At 64.6% G+C, this 19,876-nt stretch carries 22 protein-coding genes; 21 read left to right on the plus strand and 1 reads right to left on the minus strand.

The window, feature by feature from the left end; genetic code table 11:
• Positions 1 to 99 precede the first annotated feature (99 nt).
• The 16 genes from AACH32_RS12815 (at position 100) to AACH32_RS12890 (ending at position 15,232) form a co-directional block, all read left to right on the plus strand.
• Positions 100 to 1,545, plus strand: coding sequence for a pyruvate carboxylase subunit B (locus tag AACH32_RS12815; RefSeq protein WP_338600057.1), 1,446 nt, complete (start codon positions 100 to 102; stop codon positions 1,543 to 1,545).
• 201 nt (positions 1,546 to 1,746) lie between these two features.
• Positions 1,747 to 2,538: a carbonic anhydrase gene (locus AACH32_RS12820; protein ID WP_338600059.1), complete on the plus strand. Its 792-nt coding sequence runs from the start codon at positions 1,747 to 1,749 to the stop codon at positions 2,536 to 2,538.
• Between the two features lie 163 nt (positions 2,539 to 2,701).
• Positions 2,702 to 3,430: a Crp/Fnr family transcriptional regulator gene (locus tag AACH32_RS12825; protein ID WP_338600062.1), complete on the plus strand. Its 729-nt coding sequence runs from the start codon at positions 2,702 to 2,704 to the stop codon at positions 3,428 to 3,430.
• 286 nt (positions 3,431 to 3,716) lie between these two features.
• A complete protein-coding gene (locus AACH32_RS12830) occupies positions 3,717 to 4,742 on the plus strand; it encodes a TRAP transporter substrate-binding protein (protein WP_338600065.1) in 1,026 nt (341 codons plus the stop codon).
• Positions 4,743 to 4,799: 57 nt separating this feature from the next.
• Complete coding sequence (locus tag AACH32_RS12835) at positions 4,800 to 5,285, plus strand: TRAP transporter small permease (protein WP_338600067.1); 486 nt, start codon at positions 4,800 to 4,802, stop codon at positions 5,283 to 5,285.
• Positions 5,282 to 6,583, plus strand: coding sequence for a TRAP transporter large permease (locus tag AACH32_RS12840; RefSeq protein WP_338600069.1), 1,302 nt, complete (start codon positions 5,282 to 5,284; stop codon positions 6,581 to 6,583). Before AACH32_RS12835 ends, AACH32_RS12840 begins: the two co-directional genes overlap by 4 nt.
• A 10-nt stretch (positions 6,584 to 6,593) precedes the next feature.
• The gene (locus AACH32_RS12845) at positions 6,594 to 7,931 is read left to right on the plus strand and encodes a phenylacetate--CoA ligase family protein (protein ID WP_338600072.1); all 1,338 of its coding nucleotides are present in this window, start codon (positions 6,594 to 6,596) and stop codon (positions 7,929 to 7,931) included.
• Positions 7,932 to 7,947: 16 nt separating this feature from the next.
• Positions 7,948 to 8,133 (plus strand): hypothetical protein, encoded by a 186-nt coding sequence (locus tag AACH32_RS12850; protein WP_338600075.1) that lies wholly within the window; start codon positions 7,948 to 7,950, stop codon positions 8,131 to 8,133.
• Entirely contained in the window at positions 8,133 to 9,020 is an 888-nt protein-coding gene (locus tag AACH32_RS12855) for an FAD binding domain-containing protein (RefSeq protein WP_338600077.1), read from the plus strand. Before AACH32_RS12850 ends, AACH32_RS12855 begins: the two co-directional genes overlap by 1 nt.
• Positions 9,017 to 9,493, plus strand: coding sequence for a (2Fe-2S)-binding protein (locus tag AACH32_RS12860; protein ID WP_338600079.1), 477 nt, complete (start codon positions 9,017 to 9,019; stop codon positions 9,491 to 9,493). Before AACH32_RS12855 ends, AACH32_RS12860 begins: the two co-directional genes overlap by 4 nt.
• Before the next feature lie 3 nt (positions 9,494 to 9,496).
• Positions 9,497 to 11,851, plus strand: a complete 2,355-nt coding sequence (locus tag AACH32_RS12865; RefSeq protein ID WP_338600081.1) for a xanthine dehydrogenase family protein molybdopterin-binding subunit — start codon at positions 9,497 to 9,499, stop codon at positions 11,849 to 11,851.
• Positions 11,848 to 12,051 (plus strand): DUF2080 family transposase-associated protein, encoded by a 204-nt coding sequence (locus tag AACH32_RS12870; protein ID WP_338600084.1) that lies wholly within the window; start codon positions 11,848 to 11,850, stop codon positions 12,049 to 12,051. The genes AACH32_RS12865 and AACH32_RS12870 overlap by 4 nt, the downstream gene beginning before the upstream one ends.
• A 22-nt stretch (positions 12,052 to 12,073) precedes the next feature.
• Positions 12,074 to 12,286, plus strand: a complete 213-nt coding sequence (gene thiS / locus AACH32_RS12875) for a sulfur carrier protein ThiS (RefSeq protein WP_338600087.1) — start codon at positions 12,074 to 12,076, stop codon at positions 12,284 to 12,286.
• Between the two features lie 2 nt (positions 12,287 to 12,288).
• Positions 12,289 to 13,026 carry a HesA/MoeB/ThiF family protein gene (locus AACH32_RS12880; RefSeq protein ID WP_338600090.1) on the plus strand — a complete coding sequence of 246 codons (738 nt, stop codon included), beginning with the start codon at positions 12,289 to 12,291 and terminating at the stop codon, positions 13,024 to 13,026.
• Positions 13,027 to 13,195: 169 nt separating this feature from the next.
• Positions 13,196 to 13,711, plus strand: a complete 516-nt coding sequence (locus tag AACH32_RS12885) for a ferritin (RefSeq protein ID WP_338600093.1) — start codon at positions 13,196 to 13,198, stop codon at positions 13,709 to 13,711.
• Between the two features lie 30 nt (positions 13,712 to 13,741).
• Positions 13,742 to 15,232: a multiheme c-type cytochrome gene (locus AACH32_RS12890; RefSeq protein WP_338600095.1), complete on the plus strand. Its 1,491-nt coding sequence runs from the start codon at positions 13,742 to 13,744 to the stop codon at positions 15,230 to 15,232.
• A gap of 62 nt (positions 15,233 to 15,294) precedes the next feature.
• Here AACH32_RS12890 and AACH32_RS12895 read toward each other — a convergent pair whose 3' ends face one another.
• A complete protein-coding gene (locus tag AACH32_RS12895; RefSeq protein ID WP_338600098.1) occupies positions 15,295 to 15,942 on the minus strand; it encodes a radical SAM protein in 648 nt (215 codons plus the stop codon).
• A gap of 127 nt (positions 15,943 to 16,069) precedes the next feature.
• Here AACH32_RS12895 and AACH32_RS12900 point away from each other — a divergent pair, with 127 nt between their 5' ends.
• The 5 genes from AACH32_RS12900 to AACH32_RS12920 all read left to right on the plus strand — a co-directional run bounded on the left by AACH32_RS12900 (position 16,070) and on the right by AACH32_RS12920 (position 19,871).
• Positions 16,070 to 16,849: a hypothetical protein gene (locus AACH32_RS12900; RefSeq protein ID WP_338600100.1), complete on the plus strand. Its 780-nt coding sequence runs from the start codon at positions 16,070 to 16,072 to the stop codon at positions 16,847 to 16,849.
• Positions 16,850 to 16,867: 18 nt separating this feature from the next.
• Positions 16,868 to 17,605, plus strand: a complete 738-nt coding sequence (locus AACH32_RS12905; protein ID WP_338600102.1) for a TIGR04283 family arsenosugar biosynthesis glycosyltransferase — start codon at positions 16,868 to 16,870, stop codon at positions 17,603 to 17,605.
• Positions 17,606 to 17,749: 144 nt separating this feature from the next.
• On the plus strand, positions 17,750 to 18,598 hold the full coding sequence (locus tag AACH32_RS12910) for a fumarate hydratase (protein ID WP_338600105.1): 849 nt from the start codon (positions 17,750 to 17,752) through the stop codon (positions 18,596 to 18,598).
• Positions 18,595 to 19,152, plus strand: coding sequence for a Fe-S-containing hydro-lyase (locus AACH32_RS12915; RefSeq protein ID WP_338600107.1), 558 nt, complete (start codon positions 18,595 to 18,597; stop codon positions 19,150 to 19,152). The genes AACH32_RS12910 and AACH32_RS12915 overlap by 4 nt, the downstream gene beginning before the upstream one ends.
• 53 nt (positions 19,153 to 19,205) lie before the next feature.
• Positions 19,206 to 19,871 carry a hypothetical protein gene (locus AACH32_RS12920; RefSeq protein WP_338600109.1) on the plus strand — a complete coding sequence of 222 codons (666 nt, stop codon included), beginning with the start codon at positions 19,206 to 19,208 and terminating at the stop codon, positions 19,869 to 19,871.
• Positions 19,872 to 19,876 lie beyond the last annotated feature (5 nt).

Raw genomic sequence — 19,876 nt, forward strand, 5'->3', positions numbered from 1 at the left:
AAGGCCGCTCCTGGGCGGTAGCCGGCGGTTTACCCACCCCGGCACAATTTTTTGGCGGCCCCGTGCACACCACGGCGAGCACGCAAGAAGGAGGGGAAAATGAGCCAGGAATTGGATTGGGGCGGCAACCCCACTCCCCTGAAAATCGAGGACCTGACCCTGCGCGACGGCACCCAGTCCCTATTCGCCACGCGCATGCGCACCGAGGACATGATCCCGGCCATCGAGATGATGGACGAAGCCGGTTTCTGGGCCCTGGAGGTATGGGGAGGCGCCACCTTTGACGCCATGAGCCGCTTCCTGGGCGAGGATCCCTGGGAGCGTCCCCGCACCCTGCGCAAATACGCCCCCAAGACCCCCTTCGGCATGCTGCTCAGGGGCCAAAACCTGGTGGGATACCGCAACTACGCCGACGACGTGGCTAAGGAATTCGTGGATTTGTCCTGCGAGGCGGGCATCAACGTTTTCCGCGTGTTTGACGCCCTCAACGACTACCGCAACTTCGAGACGGTGGTGGAGCGCGTCAAGGCCAACGGCGAGCACTTCCAGGGGACCATCTGCTACTCCCTGACCGAGCGCAAGATGGGTGGCCCGGTGTTCAACCTGGACTACTACCTGGACAAGGCCAGGCAGCTCGACGAAATGGGCGCGGACAGCATCTGCATCAAGGACATGGCCGGGCTCATCGCTCCCTACGACGCCTATACCCTGGTCAGCGCCCTCAAAAAGGCCACCAAGACCCCCATCCATCTGCACAGCCACTACACCAGCGGCATGGCCTGCATGAGCATGCTCAAGGCGGCCGAGGCCGGCGTGGACATCATCGACTGCTGCCTGGCCCCCTTTGCCCTGCGCACCAGCCACCCGGCGGTGGAGCCCATCATGGTGGCCCTGGAAGGCACCCCCCGCGACCCGGGCCTGGACCTGAACCTGATGCTCAAGATCGGCCACGAGCTGGAAAAGGTGGCCCCCAAGTACTACGACTTCTGGAAGCCCAACAAGATGGCCACCATCGACACCGGCGTGCTGGTGCACCAGGTGCCGGGCGGCATGATCTCCAACCTGGTCAGTCAGCTCCGCGAGGCCAACGCCCTGGACCGCATCGACGAGGTGTACGCGGAAGTGGCCCACGCCCGCGAGGAACTGGGCACCCCGCCCCTGGTCACCCCCACCAGCCAGATCGTGGGCGTACAGGCGGTGCTGAACGTCCTGTTCGGCAAGTACAAGATGGTCACCAACGAGACCAAGGGCCTGGCCTACGGCCTCTACGGCAAGACCCCCACCCCGGTGGACCCGGAGCTGCGGGCCAAGATTCTCAAGGGCTACAAGTACGGCAAGGACCCCTTTGACGCCCGCCCGGCCGACATCCTGGAGCCGGAGATGGACGCGGCCAAGGCACGGGTCAAGGACATTCCCGGCGTGGACAAGTTCGACGTGATGACCGCGGCCATCTACGACCAGACCGGCACCGAGTTCGTCAAGATCAAGCACGGCGTGGTGCCCATGCCCGAGAGCATGAAGCCCAAGGACGCCCAAGGCAAATAAGCCGCGCTCAGGTTTCCAGCCGGCAATTACCGCCCCGCCGCTCCTAAGAGCGGCGGGGCTTTTTTTGCGCCCTCGCCCGCGCGCATATAAAGCAAACCCGCCCGGCCGGACCGACTATACTGAACTGAGTGAGCCTGCTTAAAAATCTTTTTTGCCGCAATGCGCCGGCGCATTGATCCCGGCCACGCAATGGAGGTCTAAATGACGCTGCGTTCTACACTCAGGCTGGTTGGCGCGGGGCTCTTGTGCCTGCTGTTCTTGTTCCCTGCCCTGGCCCAAGCCAAAAAGGCCGCGACCGGCCCCACTCCGCAGCAGGCCTGGGAAATGCTGAAGGCGAGTAATGCGCGCTTTGTCGCCGGCAAGCCCCTGCGTGGCCATCAGGACGCCGCCCGCATCCAGTTGGCCGACGCCTCCAATCAGGCGGATCACGCCTATGCCACGGTGCTTTCCTGCTCCGACGCCCGGGTGCCGGTGGAGATCGTTTTCGATGCCGGGATCATGGATCTGTTCGTGGTGCGGGTGGCGGGCAACGTGGTCAAGACCGACGAAGCCGGCACCATTGAATACGGCCTGGCCCACGTGTACACCCCTCTCCTGGTGGTGATGGGGCACACCAAATGCGGCGCGGTTTCCGCCGTGAGCGCCCAGGTTCAGGGAACCGACCTGACCTTGGAACGCAACATTCCTCCCCTGCTGTCGCCCATCTTTCCCGCGGTGCGCACGGCCATGCACGACCATCCCGAGGCCAAGGGCGCGGCGTTGGTCCCCTTTGCCATCGAGCAAAACGTCAGTCAGGCCATCAGCGACCTGTTCGTGATGAGCCCCACCGCCCGCAAGATGGCGGGCTCGGGCAAGGTCCTGGTCAAGGGCGCCATATACGACCTAGCCAGCGGCAAGGTGCGCTGGCTGCCCCAAGACAAGGTGAACGCCCTGTTACAGGCCGCGGAAAAGAATCCCCAGCGGGTCATGGAGGCCATGGCTCCCCTCAAGTAAGTCACTCCCGCCTACCCGGGGTGGCGGACGATCCCACGTCCGCCGCCCTCAAAACAACATAACCGCATAGTGGATTGACCCCGTAGGAGTCAACATAATATGATTTGGTAGGAATTTGGTCCTTGGCCCAAAGTGGCCCGACTCTCTGGCGGAAAACGAATCTATGCCTGACAGCGTACCCACAGCCGACCCCAAAGGCGAACAGGTGGACAGCCCCCTGGAGGCTCGGATCGAGCTGTTCCAAGACGCCATGGGCTTCAGCGGCATCCCCCGCCAAGGCCTCCGCAAGCTGGCCGCCTTGGCCAGCCTGCGGCGCTTTTGCAAGGGGCAAATGGTTTTCGAGCAAGACCAGCCCTGCGACCATTTTCATCTGGTGGCCTCGGGCTTGGTCAAGGTCTACATATGCTCGGCCAGCGGCTCCCGCATGACCTACCTCTTGGCCCGGCGGGGCGAGCCCCTGAACCTCATCGGCCCCTTTACCGGCGACCCCCGCTTTTTGTGCGCCGAGGCCATGCAGACCACCGAGGTGGCCCACATCCCCCGGCAGGACTTCGTGCGCTTCGTGGCCGAACACCCCGTCTTGTTCAGCAACATAATGGCCATTTTGAGCAAGGCGGTGGACAGCGCCAACAGCCGGCTCATCGACATGGTGGACAAGAAGGTGGAAGAGCGCCTGCTCCGGGTGCTACTGACCCTGCTGGACAAATTCGGCTCGGAGATCAAGCTGACCAGCACGGAGTTGGCCGAGCTGGCCGGGACCACGGTGGAGACCACCCTGCGCACCATGGCCCGCCTGCGCAGCTTGGGCATCATCTCATCGGAGCGGGGCCAGATAACCATTATTCGCCCCACCTCCCTGAAAAATCCCGAACGCCTGCCCCTTTGGGTATAATAGCTTCAATTCAGTTATTTTGTAGCTTCTATGACGGCGGTCATACAAAAGCCGCCCTCTGGCCGCCTACAATACGATGCACACCCAAGGCACGACATAATTTCAACACAACTTTGCTGGGCCAGAACGAAGCACGGGCGGTCCGCCGCGTAGCAGGCCTCCCGGAATCGCAAACACCCGACTAGTGGCGTTTTGCCGTTTTCCACGGCCCCACCCCGCGGGCCTGTGATCTGTTCCCAAGCAACCGTGACGGCTACCAAGCCGTCGCAACCCAAGGGAGGGAATTATGTCGAAGAAACTTTTGGTGTTGACCTTGCTCGTGGCCCTGGGTGCCTTTTTCTCCGTCGCCCCGGCGCCCGCATCGGCCGAGGAGGTGGTCAAACTGACCTACTCCTGCTTCTTTCCGCCCACCCACGTCCAATCCAAACTGGCCGCGGCTTGGTGCAAGGAAGTGGAAAAGCGCACCAAGGGCAAGGTCAAGATCGAATACTACCCCGGCCAGACCCTGACCAAGGCCAAACAGGTCTATGACGGCACGGTGCAGGGCATGAGCGACCTGGGCTTCTGCCTGTTCGCCTACAACCGGGGCCGCTTTCCTCTCATGGAGGTGGTGGACCTGCCCCTGGGCTACACCAGCGGCATGACCGCCACCCTGGTGGCCAACGCGGTCTACGAGAAGTTCAAGCCCAAGGAGCTGGATGACGTGCAGGTGATGTATCTGCATGCCCATGGGCCGGGCCTGCTGCACACCAAGGACAAGGCCGTCCATAAGATGGAAGACATCAAGGGCCTGAAGATCCGGGCCCACGGCACCACCGCCAAGGTGGTCGAGGCCCTGGGCGGCACCCCGGTGGCCATGCCCATGCCCGAGCTGTACCAGGCCCTGCAACGCGGCGTGGTGGACGGCGCCATGTACCCGGTGGAGACCAACAAGGGCTGGCGCATGGCCGACGTGGTCAAGTATTGCACCGAGAACTATTCCAACGCCTACACCTCCACCTTCTACATTGTGATGAACAAGGGCAAGTGGAACGCCCTGCCCAAGGACGTGCAGGAGATCATCATCCAGATCAACAAGGAATGGATCCCCAAGCACGGCGCCGCCTGGGACGAGTCGGACAAGGAGGGCCGCGAGTTCATGCTCAAGAAGGGGCGCAAGTTCATCGCGCTCACCCCGGAGGAGGCCGCGCGCTGGAAAAAGGCCACCGATCCGGTCTTGGCCTTCTACGTCAAGGAGACCACCCCCAAGGGCGTGCCCGCCCAAGAGGCGCTCGTGTTCACCCAAAAGAAGCTGGCCGAGTTGAGCAAGTAGTGAACCACCACCCGGGAGCGGCCCTGGCGCCGCTCCCGGGATAGCGGGAGGCAGCCCTTGGATTCCTGGGTATCGCTGGTTACCAAGCTCATAAACGTACTCAAGCGCCTGGGTGGCGCGGCCATGGTCGGCATGATGGTGGTCACCTGCGTGGACGTCATCTTCCGCGGCTTCAACCGCCCCATCTTCGGGGCGGTGGAGGTGGTCAGCTTCATGGCCACCCTGGTGCTGGCCTGCGCCATGCCGCTGACCGAGATGGAAAACGGCCATGTTGGGGTGGACCTGTTCATCCGCCACCTCAGCCCTCGGGGCCAGGCCTGGTTCGACGCCGTAACCAAGCTGCTCAGCGGCAGCCTGTTCGGCCTGGTGTGCTGGCAAATGTGGCTCTACGGCAACACGGTAAAGGAAACCGGGGAGGTTTCCATGAGCCTGCAGTTCCCCGACTACATCCTCATCTACATAGTGTCGGTGGCTTTCGGGGTCTTGAGCCTGGTCATCCTTACCGAGTGCCTCATAAACCTGAGAAAGGCTGGTGCGCGATGAGTCCCACCCTGTTGGGCATAATCGGCATCCTGGCCTTGATGGTGATCATTTTCACCCGCATGCCGGTGGCCTACGTGATGACCCTGGTGGGCTTCGTGGGCTTCGCCGCCCAGGTAAGCCCCGAGGCGGCCCTCAAGCTGTTGTCCCGCGACTTCTACAGCGTCTACTCTTCCTACGGCTTGACCATCATCCCCCTGTTCATCCTCATGGGCCAGATCGCCTTCAACGCGGGCATCAGCCACCGCCTGTACGATTCGGCCCACATGATGGTGGGCTGCTACCGGGGCGGCCTGGCCACGGCCACGGTGTGCGCCTGCACCGCCTTTGGCGCGGTGTGCGGCTCCTCGCCGGCCACGGCGGCCACCATGGCCACGGTGGGCCTGCCGGAGATGAAGCGCTACGGCTACGCCGACGAGCTGGCCACCGGCTCGGTGGCGGCCGGAGGCTCCCTGGGCATGCTCATGCCCCCCAGCGTGGTGCTCATCGTCTACGGCATCCTCACCGAGCAGTCCATCGGCGCCCTGTTCGTAGCGGGCATCGTTCCGGCGGTGTTCATGACCATGCTCTTCGCGCTGGCCGTCTACGTCTACTGCCTCATCTCCCCCAAACAGGGGCCGGCCTGTCAGTTCTACCCCTGGAGCCAGAGGCTCAAGTCCCTGGTGCACACCATGGACATCATGCTGGTGTTCGTGGTGGTGATGCTGGGGCTGTTCCTGGGCTGGTTCACCCCCACCGAGGCGGGCGGGGTGGGCGCGGCGGCGGTGACCTTGGTGGCGCTGATCAGAAGGCAGCTCACCTGGGCCGGCTTCGTGAAAAGCCTCTATGAAACCCTCCGCACCTCCTGCATGGTCCTTTTGCTGGTGGCCGGGGCCACGGTGTTCGGCCACTTCCTGGCCGTGACCCGCATCACCTTCGACGTGGCCAACTGGGTCGCGGCCATGGACCTGCCGGGGTATGCGGTGGTGGCCATGATCGTGCTGGTCTACCTCATCGGCGGCTGCTTTATCGACGCGCTGGCCCTCATCATGCTGACCATTCCCATCTTCTATCCCATCATCCTGGACCTTGGTTACGACCCCATCTGGTTCGGGATCATCATCGTCCTGGTGACCCAAATGGGGGTGATCACCCCGCCGGTGGGCATCAACGTCTACGTGGTCAACGGAATCGCCGGCGACGTGCCGCTCGAGAAAATCTTCAAGGGCGCCCTGCCCTTCCTGTTAGCCCTTATCGTGGGCACCGCCCTGATCGTGATGTTCCCCCAGATAGCCCTTTTACTGCCCACCCTGATGTATTAAGAGGCTGCCGATGACTACCCTGGCAAGCAACTATTGGAACCCCTACCTGGAAACCATGGCCCCGGAGGAGTTGCGGCGGCTGCAGTTGGAGAAATTTCAACGCATCATCGCCTGGGCCTATGAGCGCTCGCCCTTTTACCGGGAGCTCTACTCCCAGGCGGGCCTGGAACCGGGGGACATAAAGACCTGGCAGGACGTGCGCCGGGTGCCCACGGTGGACAAGGGCATGCTCAAGTCGGCCCAGGAGGCTCAGCCCTTCCCCTATGGCAGCCGTCTCTGCGTGCCCCTGGAGCAGGTGGCGGAGTTCCGCCAGACCTCGGGCACCACCGGCACCCCGGTGTACCAGGCCGACACCTGGCAGGACTGGGAGTGGTGGTCCGAGTGCTGGTCCTACATCCTCTGGGCCCAGGGCTACCGCGCCACCGACCGGGTGTTCATCCCCTTTGGCTACAACATCTTCGTGGCCTTTTGGGCCGGGCACTACGCGGCCGAGAAACTGGGCTGCGAGGTGGTGCCCGGCGGGGTGCTGGACACCGCCTCCAGGGTGCTCAAAATAAAGGAGCTGCAGGCCACCGCCCTCATGGGCACCCCCACCTACATGCTCAACATGGCCGACGTGGCCAAGAACCGCCTGGGCATCGATCCGGCGGGCTTGGCCATCAAGCGCATCACCTGCGCCGGGGAGCCGGGGGCCAGCCTGCCCAGCACCAAAAAGCGCATGGAAGAGGCCTGGGGAGCCAAGGTCTTCGACCACGCCGGAGCCACCGAGATCGGGGCCTGGAGCTACGAATGCACCGCCCAGTGCGGCGGCATCCACGCCAACGAGGGCATGTTCCTGGTGGAGATAGAGGACCCGATGACCGGCGAGATCATCGAGGAACCAGGCCGCAAGGGCAAGATGATAATCACCGCCCTGGACCGCCTGGCCCAGCCCTGCCTGCGCTTTGACAGCAAGGACATCATCGAGTGGGCCGCCGAGCCCTGCCCCTGCGGGCGCACCTACCGCATCATCAAGGGCGGGGTCCAGGGAAGAGCCGACGACATCACCAAGGTCAAGGGCGTGCTGCTGTCGCCCTCGGCCATCGAGGAGGTGGTGCGGGGCTTCGACGAGCTGGCCGATGAATACGAGGTGGTGGTGGAGCGCATCGGCGACAATGACAAGATCACCCTCAAGGTGGAGTTCAACCCCGGCGCCCAAGCGACGGAGCAGGAAGTTTTGGGCCGCCTCAAGGATCAACTGCGCCTGAAGACCAACCTGGGGTATCAGATCGAGGTCCATCCCCTGGGCAGCCTGACCCGCTACGAGGTCAAGGCCCGGCGCTTCAAGGACACGCGGCATTTGCACTAATTTGGGAGATAGCAACATGGAGCCGAACAAAGTCGAAGATCTGCGCCGGCGTCTGCGGACCCTGCGCGACCAGACGCGGGAACTACAGCAAGCGGCCGGCGATTTTCCGGCCCTGGCGCGCAACACCTCGCGCATCCAAGCCAGCTTGACCATGATCGCCATCGACCTGGGCATGGCGCAGGAAGGACGAGGGGAATACTGATGCTGCTGCCTGCTTTTGAATACTACCGCCCCCAAAGCCTGGCCGAGGCCATTACCCTGCTGGGTGAAATGGGCGAGGCGGCCCGGCCCCTGGCCGGAGGCACCGACCTTCTGGTCAACCTCAAGCTCAAGAAGCTGGCCCCCAAGGCCTTGTTGGACCTCAGCGGTCTGGCGGAGCTCCAGGGCCTGGCCCAGGAAAACGGCAAGGTGAGCCTGGGCGCCTTGAACACCGCTTCCCGCCTGGCCGTGGGCTCGCCCCAGGTGCCCAGGGTGCTGTCGATGGGGGCCGGGGCCCTGGGTTCGCCCCAGGTGCGCAACCGGGCCACCCTGGGCGGCAACCTGGTAACCGCGCGCCCGGCGGCGGACATCTGTCTTCCCCTGCTGGCCTTGGGGGCCCAGGCGGTTTTGGCCGGGCCCGGCGGAACCCGCGAGGTTCCCCTGGACGGCTATTTCAAGGGACCCGGCTACACCGTAAAGGAGCCGGGCGAAATCCTCACCAAGGTGCTCCTGGAGGCTCCCCGCCCCGGCGTGGGCGGCGGCTACCAGAAGCTTGGCCTTCGCCAGGCGATGGAGATTGCGCTGGTGAACGTTGCGGCGGTGGTGATGCTGGAGGACGACGGGTCCACCATCAAGGAGGCCCGGGTGGCCCTGGGGGCGGTGGCTCCCACTCCCCTGCTCTCTCCGGGCGCGGCCCAGGCGCTGGCCGGCCAGTCGGCCGACGAGGCGGCCATCGAGGCGGCGGCGGAGGCGGCGGCGGCCGACGCCAAACCCATCGACGATCACCGGGGCTCGGCGGCCTACCGCCGGGACATGGTGCGTACCCTGACCAAGCGGGCCCTGAAGCAGGCCCTGGCCCAGGCCCAAGGCAACGAGGAGGCGCAAGCATGAGCAAGCAAGCCATCACTCTTACGGTAAACGGCGTGGTGCGCCAGGCGTTGGTGGAGCCCAACCAGACCCTCACCTCCCTGCTGCGCGACGAGCTGGGGCTCACCGGCACCAAGCACGGCTGCGGGGTGGGCGACTGCGGCTGCTGCACGGTGATCCTGGACGGCGAGACGGTCAATTCCTGCCTGGTGCTGGCGCTGCAGGCCCAGGGCCGGGAGGTGCTGACCATCGAGGGGCTGGCCAGCGGCGGCGAGCTGCATCCCTTGCAGCGGGCCTTTGTGGACGCCGGGGCCATCCAGTGCGGCTTTTGCACCCCGGGCATGATCCTTTCGGCCAAGGCGCTGCTGGACGTTATCCCGCAGCCCAGCCGGGAGGAGATCACCAAGGGCCTTTCAGGCAACCTGTGCCGCTGCACCGGGTATGAAAAGATCGTGGAGGCGGTGAGTGACGCCGCCGCCAAGATGAGCGAGGCGTAGATCATGAGCGGCAACTTCTCGGTAATCGGAGGCCGGGCGGCCCGCAAGGACGCCCCCGACAAGTCCACGGGCAAGGCCCGCTACATCGAGGACCTCAAATTCGTAGGCGAGCTGGCCGGGGCCATGCTGCAATCCAGCCAGGCCCACGCCAAGATCAAGAGCATCGACATTTCCAAAGCCCAGGCTTTGCCCGGGGTGGTGGCGGTGATCACCGCCCAGGACGTGCCGGACATCAAGTACGGGGTGTCGCCGGCCCGCTACGACGAGAATCTTTTCGCCAAGGACCGGGTGCGCTACGTGGGCGACGAGATCGCCGCGGTGGCCGCCGAGGATCTGGCCACCGCGCTCAAGGCGGTGGAGCTGATCGAGGTGGAGTACGAGCCCCTGCCGGTGCTGCTCACGGTGGAGGAGGCCATGGCCGAGGGGGCTCCCTGGATCCACGACGAATTTCCCGACAACGTCTGCGCCAAGGTGGAGCAGGAGTTTGGCGACGTGGAGGCGGCCTTCGCCGAGTGCGACATCATCCAGGAGGGCAGTTTTTATTCCAAGCGTCAGGACGGGGCCTTTATCGAGCCCAACCAGTGCGTGGCCCTGGTGGACTCTGACGGGGTGCTCAACCTGCACAGCTCCACCCAGGTGCCCCACTACGTGCAGCGCACCGTGGCCATGGTCACCGGCCTGGGCATGAGCCGGGTGCGGGTGGCCAAGCCCTACGTGGGCGGCGGCTTCGGCCCCAAGGCCTCGGCCACCCCCATCGAGCTGGCCTCGAGCTTTTTGGCCATCAAGACCGGGCGTCCGGTGCGCATGGCCTACACCAGGGAGCAGGTGTTTCTTTTCAGCCGGGCCCGCCACGGCTTCACCCACCACATGAAGCTGGGGGCCAAGAAGGACGGCACCCTGATGGCCCTGGACCACCAGGCCACGCTGGAGGGCGGGGCCTACTCCTCCTTCGGCATCGCCACGGTTTACTACGCCGGCTCTCTCTTGGGCGGCCCCTACAAGCTGCCCAACATGCGCTACCAGGGCCAGCGCATCTACACCAACAAGCCCGCCTGCGGGGCCCAGCGGGGCCACGGCGGGGTTATCGCCCGGGGTCTTTTCGAGCAGCAGCTGGACCTGGTGGCCGAGAAGCTGGGCATGGACCCCATCGAGCTTCGCCTGAAGAACATGATGGAGACCGGGGACGTTACTTGCAACGACCTGGCCATGAGCAGCCTGGGCATGCGCGAGTGTTTGGAGGCGGTGAAAACCGGCTCCGGCTGGGCGGAGAAAAAGGGCAAGCTGCCGCCGGGCAAGGGCATCGGCGTGGCCTGCGGCTTCTTCGTCTCCGGCGCGGGTTATCCCATCTATCGCAGCGACACCTATCACTGCACCATCATCATCAAGGCCGACGAGGACGGCGGGGGCATTTTGCTCTACACCGCCTCGGCCGAGATCGGCCAGGGCTCTGAGACCACCATGGCCATGATCGCCGCCGAGGCGGTGGGCATCGACTACGAGCAGGTGCGGGTCAAGAGCGGCGACACCGACTTCGGCATCGACCTGGGGGCCTATTCCTCGCGCACCACCCTGATGACCGGCCACGCCGCCAAGGAGGCGGGGGAAAACCTCAAGGCCATGATTCTGGAGACCCTGGCCCAGGAGCTGGGCATCGAGCAGAGCCGCCTGGACATCAAGGAGGGCCGGATCAAGATCAGCGGCGATCCGGTGGACTTCAGCGCCATCCGCACGGGCTACATCAAGGAGCACCGCGGCTGGCCGGACCCGCCGGAGGGCGACGAGCTGACCTTCCGCGAGGCGGCGCGCCTGGCCTACCTGCGCCGGGGCACGGTGGTGGCCACGGGCAAGTACAAGCCTCCGGTCTTGGGCGGCAAGTACAAGGGCGCGGCGGTGGGCACCAGCCCGGCCTACGGCTGCTCGGCCCAGGTGGCCGAGGTGAGCGTGGACTTCGAGACGGGCCAGATCAAGGTGGAGCGCATCACGGACGCCCACGACTGCGGCCAGGCGGTGAACCTGACCAGCGTGGAGGCCCAGATGCAGGGCTCGGTGTCCATGGGCCTGGGCGAAGCGCTTTTCGAGGAGGTGAAATTCGACTCCCAGGGGCGCATCATCAATCCCAGCCTGGGCGAGTACCACATCCCCACGGTGATGGACATGCCCGAGACCAAGTGCATCGTGGTGGAGTCGGGCGAGCCCAACGGGCCCTTCGGGGCCAAGGAGGTGGGCGAGGGAGCCATCATGCCCACCATCCCGGCCATCCTCAACGCGGTGCGCAACGCCACCGGCCTAGTGCTCGATGAAACCCCGCTGACCCCCGAACGCGTCTACCAGGCGTTTAAGAAACAGAAAGGGGCATGAGCGCCCCTCCCTCCCCAGGCAAGCGCCCGGCGGCAAGTTCGCCGCCGGGCGCCGACCTTTCCTCTCGGCCGGTCAAGTTCGTGGTCCACGGCGAAGAGATGGTGGAAAAGAAGGTGCACCAGACCGGCACCAGCGGCAGGGTTTATTTGCCCCAGGCCTGGATCGGCAAGCGGGTCAAGGTTATCCTAGTTACCAAGTAATAATTCTTGCGCGGGATCGATCATGCCCTCAAGCATCACCATAACCGTGGACGGCCTGGCCGAGTCCGTACCCCAGGACACGAGCCTGCCCCAACTTATCCTTTTGCACCAGGCGCAGCACAAAGACCTGATCGTGGAGATCAACGGCCGGTTCGTGCATCCACGAGAATATGAGCAGGTAAGCTTCGCCCAAGGAGACCGGGTGGAACTCATCCACCCCGCCTTCGGGGGCTAGGCTTGGACTCCCGCTACACCATGCAGGAGCGCCTGGCCGGGTGGGGGACCCAGGGACAGTCCCGCCTGGCGGCCGCCACGGTGGTGATCCTGGGCCTGGGCGGTTTGGGGGGCACCGCGGCCCTGCTCCTGGTCCGGGCCGGGGTGGGCCGCTTGCGCCTGGTGGACCCGGACCGGGTGGCCCTGGACAACCTGCACCGCCAAATGCTCTACGACGAGGCCGACGCGGCCCAGGCCGCTCCCAAGGCCGAGGCTGCCGCCCGGCATCTGGCTCGCGTCAACCAAGAGGTGGCCCTGGAACCGGTCCAGGCCGAGTTTGGCCCGGACAACGGAGCGGAACTGCTGGCCGGTGCGGACCTGGTCCTGGACTGCCTGGATCGTCCCGAACCACGCCTGGTGCTCAACCGCTTGTGCCTGGAGCTGGGCCTGCCCTGGGTGCACGCCGGAGTTACCGCCACCCAGGGCCAGGTGCTGGTGTTGCGCCCCGGCCGCGGCCCCTGCCTGCGCTGCTGGTTGCCCGATCCCGGCGAACCGGCCCTTACCAGCGCCCGCGACGGCATCCTGGGCCCGGCCGCCGCGCTCATGGCCTCCTTGCAGGCCAACGAGGCCCTGAAGCTGCTCCTGGGCCGCGAGGAGGCCCTGCTCGGCGGCATGCTGGTGGCCCGCCTGTGGCCGCCCCGTTTTCATGAGGTGCGCTTCGTCCGCGACGCGGACCAGCCCTGCCCGGTCTGCGGCTTTTGAGCCTTCGTCCGCGCGGGGCCCTTTAGGAAACTTGCCCCCCTTTCCCTCCAACGCGCTATTATAGAAAAAACGCTTCATCCATGGCCCCACCCGCCCCACGGTCCCCGCATGACCGGGGCGTCGTGAGGCCTTGATGACCTTGATTAAGCTCAATTGAGGAGTTGGCAGAATGCTCAACGAAAAAATGGAAGCGGCCATCAACGGACAAATCAACGCCGAGATCTATTCCTCTTATCTGTACATGTCCATGGCCACCTGGTTCGACGCCCAAACCCTGCCGGGCATGGCCCACTGGATGCGGGTACAGGCCCAAGAGGAGTGGACCCACGCCATCAAGTTCTACAATTATGTCAACGACCGGGGCGGCCGGGTGAAGCTCAGCGCCATCGACGGACCTCCCACCGACTGGGACGACGCCCTGGCCGTGTTCAAGGCCGTGGCCGAGCACGAGGCCAAGGTCACCGGGCTCATCAACGGGCTCATGGACCTGGCTCTCAGCCTCAGCGACCACGCCACCAGCAGCTTCTTGAAGTGGTTCGTGGACGAGCAGGTGGAAGAAGAAGCCAGCGCCGCCGAGGTGGTGGGACAGATGAAACTGGCCCAGGCCAACCCCAGCGCCCTGTTGATGCTGGACAAGGATCTGGCCACCCGCGTCTTCAACCCGCCGGTGTGGTTGGTCATCTAAGCCGCGTCCCCCAGCCCCACGGAGCGAGTGATGCCCCTGTTGCGAACCCTGACCTGCGTGCTGGCCCTGGTGGCGGCCCTGGCCCTCCCGGCCCTGGCCGCGCCCCAGGCCCCCCTCAGCGAAGCCACCCAGGCCTGTCTGGACTGCCACAACGACGCCACCCCCGGCATCGTGGCCGACTGGCGGCGGGGCCGCATGTCCCAGAAGACCCCGGCCCAGGCCCTCCAGGAGCCCGAGGCGGCCCGCCGGGTGTCGGCCAAAAAGGTTCCCGCCGATCTGATGCTGGTGGCTGTGGGCTGCGCCGAATGCCACACCGGCGACGCCAAGGCCCACGCCGACAGCTTCGATCACGGGGGCTACCAGGTGCACCCGGTGGTCACCCCGGCCGACTGCGCCCGCTGCCATCCCCAGGAGCGGGAGCAGTATAGCCACAACCTCATGGCCCACGCCAGGGGCAACCTGATCAACAACCCCATCTACATGGACCTGGCTTTGCAGGTCAACGGCGTGCCCAAGGTGGAGGGCGGCAAGGCCGTGCTTACGCCGCCCAGCGCCCTGGCCGAGGCCGAGTCCTGCCTCTATTGCCACGGAACCGAGATCAAGGTGGAGGGCAAGCTCACCCGCGACACCGGGGACTTCGGGGAAATGGAGTTCCCCAAGCTGAGCGGCTGGCCCAACCGGGGGGTGGGCCGCAAGAATCCCGACGGCACCTTGGGCTCATGCAGCGCCTGCCACACCCGCCACCAGTTCGCCATAGAGATGGCCCGTTCGCCCTACACCTGCTCCGAGTGCCACAAGGGCCCCGACGTGCCGGTGTACAAGGTGTATCAGGTGAGCAAGCACGGCAACATCTACTACGCCATGCACAAGCAGTGGGACATGGCCAAGGTGCCCTGGACCCCGGGCAAGGACTTCACCGCTCCCACCTGCGCGGCCTGCCACGTCAGCCTCTTGAGCGACGCGGGGGGCAACGTCATCGCCCAGCGCACCCATCAGATGACCGACCGGCTGTGGGTGCGTCTGCTGGGGCTCATCTACGCCCACCCCCAGCCCAAGAGCCCCGAGACCTGGAAGATAACCAACGCCAACGGGCGAACCCTGGCCACCACTCTCACCGGCCAGCCGGCCGCCAAGTTCCTCATTGACGCCCATGAACAGAAGGCGCGCCAAGAGCGCATGGCCAAGGTGTGCGGGGCCTGCCACGCCCAGGGCTGGGTGCAGGGCCAGTTCGCCCGCCTGGACCAGACCGTCAAGGACTCCGACGCCATGGTCCTGGCCGCCACCCGTCTGATGATGGAGGCCTGGCAAAAGGGCTTGGCCCAGGGCCCGCCCAAGGCGAGCCCCTTTGACGAATACGTGGAGATGCTGTGGACCAGGCAGTGGCTGTTCTACGCCAACTCCACCCGCTTCGCCTCGGCCATGATGGGCGCGGACATGGGGGTGTTCGACAACGGCCGCTGGGACATGAACAAAACGGTGCGTCACCTCGAAGACTGGATCAAGGTGCACCAGAAGCCCTAGGGCCATAACTAGCGACGCCGACGCCCCGCCGAGATGGCGGGGCGTTTTTTTCGGCTCCGAGCCTACACCCCGCGGGTATGCTCGGGCCAAAGCTCCTTGTGCAGGGGAAGCTGGAAGCGCACCGGCAGGCGGTCTTGCAATATCCAATCGGCCACCTGGCTGGACGCGATGGCCCCATGAACGCAAGAGATGAGCACCCCCGCGCGTTCCGCCAGGCGGTGCTGCTCTATCATGCGGAGGGCATAGTCGTAGTCGGCCCGGTCGGCCAACACGAACTTGACCTCGTGATGGGGCCGCAGCATTTCCAGATTGGGCCAATGCATGCGCTCATGCATGCCCGAGGAAGGGCATTTGAGGTCCATGATCACGTGAACCTCCTCGGGCACCTGGGCCAGGCTGAAGGCCCCGCTGGTCTCCAGGAGCACCGTATATCCCTCCTGAAGAAACAGCTCCATCATGCGGGGCGTCGCTTCTTGGGCCAGGGGCTCTCCACCGGTGAGCTCCACCAACTCCACCCCCAGGCCGGCCACCTTGCCCAATATCTCCTCCAGGATCATGTCATGCCCTTCGGTCTTGGCGTAGGTGGTGTCGCACCAACGGCACTCCAAGGGGCAACCGCTGGTGCGCACGAAGACGCAGGGCAGCCCCACAAAGCTGCTCTCGCCTTGCAGGCTGAGAAATATTTCGCACACCTTGAGCTTGTACATCATCGCGCTCTCCCCGCGGCGGCCTTGGCCTTTCCCTTGAATTTAAGATATCATTTTTTAACGAGGCGGTGAATCTTCGGCCGGGCCGCCTCTTGCACGCTTGCCAAACATGGCCGTGGGAGCACTTTCGTTGCCCTACTTCGCTTTGGACAAAAAGTATTTCAGCAAGTTCGCCATTGCGCTGGGTCTGTTGGCCATCTCGGGAATATTCTTCCTGGGCTTCTGGGCCGCCACCGGGGATTTGGCCTATATCTCCAAGTATTTTTACATCCATCTGGCTTTCCTGCCCATACACGCCCTGGTGCTGGGCCTTATCCTGGACGAGTTGATCCAGCTGCGCGAGAAAATGGAGCGCCGCAAACGCCTCAACATGTTCCTGGGCATTTTCTATCGGCAAATGGGCATCGACATCATGCTCAACCTGCTCAACCTGGTTAGCAACCGGGACGAGTTGGAAGAGCAAATGCTGGTGGACAAGAGTTGGAACGCCAGGCGTTTCGCCAAGGCCCGCCGGGACCTGCACGGCTTCAAGTTAAAGATGGAGCCCAACCCCAGAATGTTGGCCGCCCTTATGGATACTCTGGTATCGCGGGAACAGGAAATCATCGCCATGACCCGCAACCCCCTGATGCTGGAGTTCGAGAGCCTGCATCATTGCCTGCTCAGCCTGTTCCACCTCATCGAGGAGTACCATTTCCGGGGGCCCATGGATAAGCTCCGCCCCGAAGTGCTCAAGCACTTGGCCCAGGACGCGGGTAAGGCCCTGACCAACCTGGCGACCCTATGGGTGGCCTATCTGGAGCACCTCAAGGACGAGCACCCGGTGCTTTTCGGCTTCCAGGTGGGGCTGCACAACAGTATCCAGCCCATGGAACTGGATGCCAACGGAGACTCGCCCGAGGACGACTGAGGGTGAACCGTAGAAGCCTTGCGTGAATCACGCCCAACCGGCCCAGCGCCCCAGGAACAGGAGCAACGGAGTCTGCGCCCCGCCGGCATAAGCGTGGTCATCCCCACTCTTGACGAGCAGGCGGGCATCGCCGCCTGTCTGGCCGCCGTGGGCTCCCCGACCGGGGTGGAGGTCATCGTGGCCGACGGCGGCAGCCGCGACGCCACCATCAGCGCCGCCCGCCGGGCCGGGGCCAAGGTCATCCATGCCCCCCGGGGCCGGGCCCGGCAAATGAACGCGGGCGCCGCCACCGCGCAAGGCGACGTCCTGCTTTTCCTGCACGCCGACACCCTGCTCCCCCCCGCTTGGGAGGGGGAGGTCCGCCGCATCCTGGCCCGGCCCCGGACGGCGGCCGGGGCCTTCACCTTTCGCCTGGACCGGCGCGGCGCTGGTCTGCGCTTCATCGAACTGAGTGTGGCCTGGCGTTGCCGCCTGGCGGCCATGCCCTATGGGGACCAGGCGCTGTTCGTGCGCCGGGAAGATTTCCTGGCTGCTGGCGGCTATCCCGACCTGCCCATCATGGAAGATTGCGAACTTGTGCGGCTGCTGAAAAAACGCGGGAGTATCATTGTTTCGCCCGCCGTGGCCACGACCTCGGCCCGCCGCTGGCAACGCAAGGGCCTTGTGGCCACTACCCTCTTTAACTCCCTGGTTGTGGTGGCCTTTTACCTGGGATACCCGCCCGCTCTCCTGCGCCGACTCTACGACCGTATTTGACCCTCGCCGGCTCCCGTAAGGGTCCCTCATGAAATCCATTCAGCTATCATATAGCGGGTTGACAGTAACATTGCTCGCGGATACTAATGGTTATTCACGATGAGGACTCGCGGGCCCGGCCCGCAAAACAGCGGGAGAAAAATCTTGTCTAACCCACGCACCGTAGAGGTGTCGGCCATCGCCGACACCGTGGCCCGCCTATGCGGCGAGGCCGACCTCTATCTACCTGAAGACGTGCGCCGCGCCTTTACCCAGGCTCAAGCCGACGAGCCCTCGCCGGTGGGCCGGGAAGTGCTGGCGCGCTTGTTGGAAAACGCGGACATCGCGGCCGAGGAAAAGATGCCCATCTGCCAGGATTGCGGCCTGGCGGTTATCTTTATCGACGTGGGCCAGGATGTTCATCTATCCGGCGGCGACCTGGCCGAGGCCATCAACGAGGGCGTGCGCCGGGGCTACAAGGACAATTACCTGCGCAAGAGCTCTTGCCACCCCTTCAGCCGAGAAAACACCGGCGACAACACCCCGGCCATCATCAACTACAGCATCGTCCCCGGCGACAAGGTCCACCTGTGGGTGGTGCCCAAGGGCGGGGGCAGCGAAAACATGTCCAAGGTCTTTTTGCTCACCCCGGCGGTGGGCATCGCCGGGGTCAAAAAGGCGATTCTGGAAACGGTGGAAGCGGCCGGCCCCAACCCCTGTCCTCCCATCATCCTGGGCGTGGCCGTGGGCGGCACCTTTGACCAGGCGGCGGTGCGGGCCAAGCGCACCCTGCTCAGGGAGTTGGACTCGGTGAATCCCGACCCCGAGGCGGCCGTTTTGGAAAAGGAGCTTTTGGAGGAAGTCAACAAGTTGGGCATCGGCCCGGCCGGCCTGGGCGGAGGCACCACCTGCCTCAAGGTGTTCGTGGACATCAAGCCTTGCCACATCGCCAGCCTGCCGGTGGCCGTCAACGTGCAGTGCCACGCCGCGCGCCACAAGGAGGCCGTGCTATGAGCGAGATCATCCTTCTGAGCCCTCCCTTGGTGGATTCCGACGTCTCCTCGCTCAAGGCCGGGGACAAGGTTTTGGTCAGCGGCACCATATATACTGGACGCGACGCGGCCCACAAGCGTATCGTAGAAGCCCTGGCCGAAGGCAAGGAGCCTCCCTTCCCCTTGGAAGGCGCGGTTATCTTCTATGTGGGGCCCTCCCCGGCCCCTCCCGGCCGGGTCATCGGCGCGGCTGGCCCTACCACCAGCTACCGCATGGATGCCTATGCGCCCACGCTGATGGAGCATGGCCTCAAAGCCATGATCGGCAAGGGCAAGCGCAACGATGAAGTGAAGCAGGCCATGCAGAAGAACAAGGCGGTCTACCTGGCGGCCATCGGCGGCGCCGGGGCCCTCATGGCCCGCTGCATCAAGGAGGCCGAGGTCATCGCCTACCCCGAATTGGGGCCCGAGGCGGTGCGGCGCCTGGTGGTGCAAGACATGCCCCTATTTGTGGTCAATGACGTGCAGGGCGGCGACCTCTACCAGCAGGGCCGCCAAGCCTACGCGCGCCAATAAACATAAAACCTCCGCCGCCCGGCGGCGGAGCTGGAGAGCGAGGCAAGGCAACCATGAGTAGTAGCGTAGATACCGCTATTTTTGTCAAACCCCCCACCCGGGCGTCGGCCTATCTGGACTGGCTCCAGATGCTGACCGGGGCGGGGCTTATCTTGTTCATGTGGAGCCACATGGTGCTGGTGGCCAGCGTTAACCTGGGCCCTAACGTGATGAACGCCATCGCCTGGTTTTTCGAGGCCACCTACATGGCCCAGGTGGGCGGACCCATCATCGGGGCCACCATGCTGCTGCACTTCGTGCTGGCGGCCCGCAAGATTCCCTACACCTCCGACGCCCAGGGCATAATCTGGCGGCACGCCCGCATGATGCGCCACACCGACACCTGGCTGTGGCTCATCCAGGCCGTCACCGCCATGGTCATCTTGATCATGGGCTCCATCCACATCTGGACCGTATTGACCAACCTGCCCATCACCGCGGCCAAGAGCGCCATGCGGGTGCAGGGCGGCTTCTGGGGCGTGTTCTACCTGATCCTGCTGCCCTGCGTGGAGTTGCACGTGGGCATCGGCTTCTACCGCATCGCCGTGAAGTGGGGCTTCATCAAAAGGGACACCCGCAAGGGCTTCCACCGCTTCGAGAACATCTGGACCGGCGTCTTCATCCTGATCGGGCTAATCACCATCATTCGGCTGTGGACCCTGCCGATTGCTGGCAACTAAGGAGG

It is taken from the genome of Desulfoferula mesophila (assembly GCF_037076455.1).
Taxonomy (GTDB): Bacteria; Desulfobacterota; Desulfarculia; order Desulfarculales; family Desulfarculaceae; genus Desulfoferula; species Desulfoferula mesophila.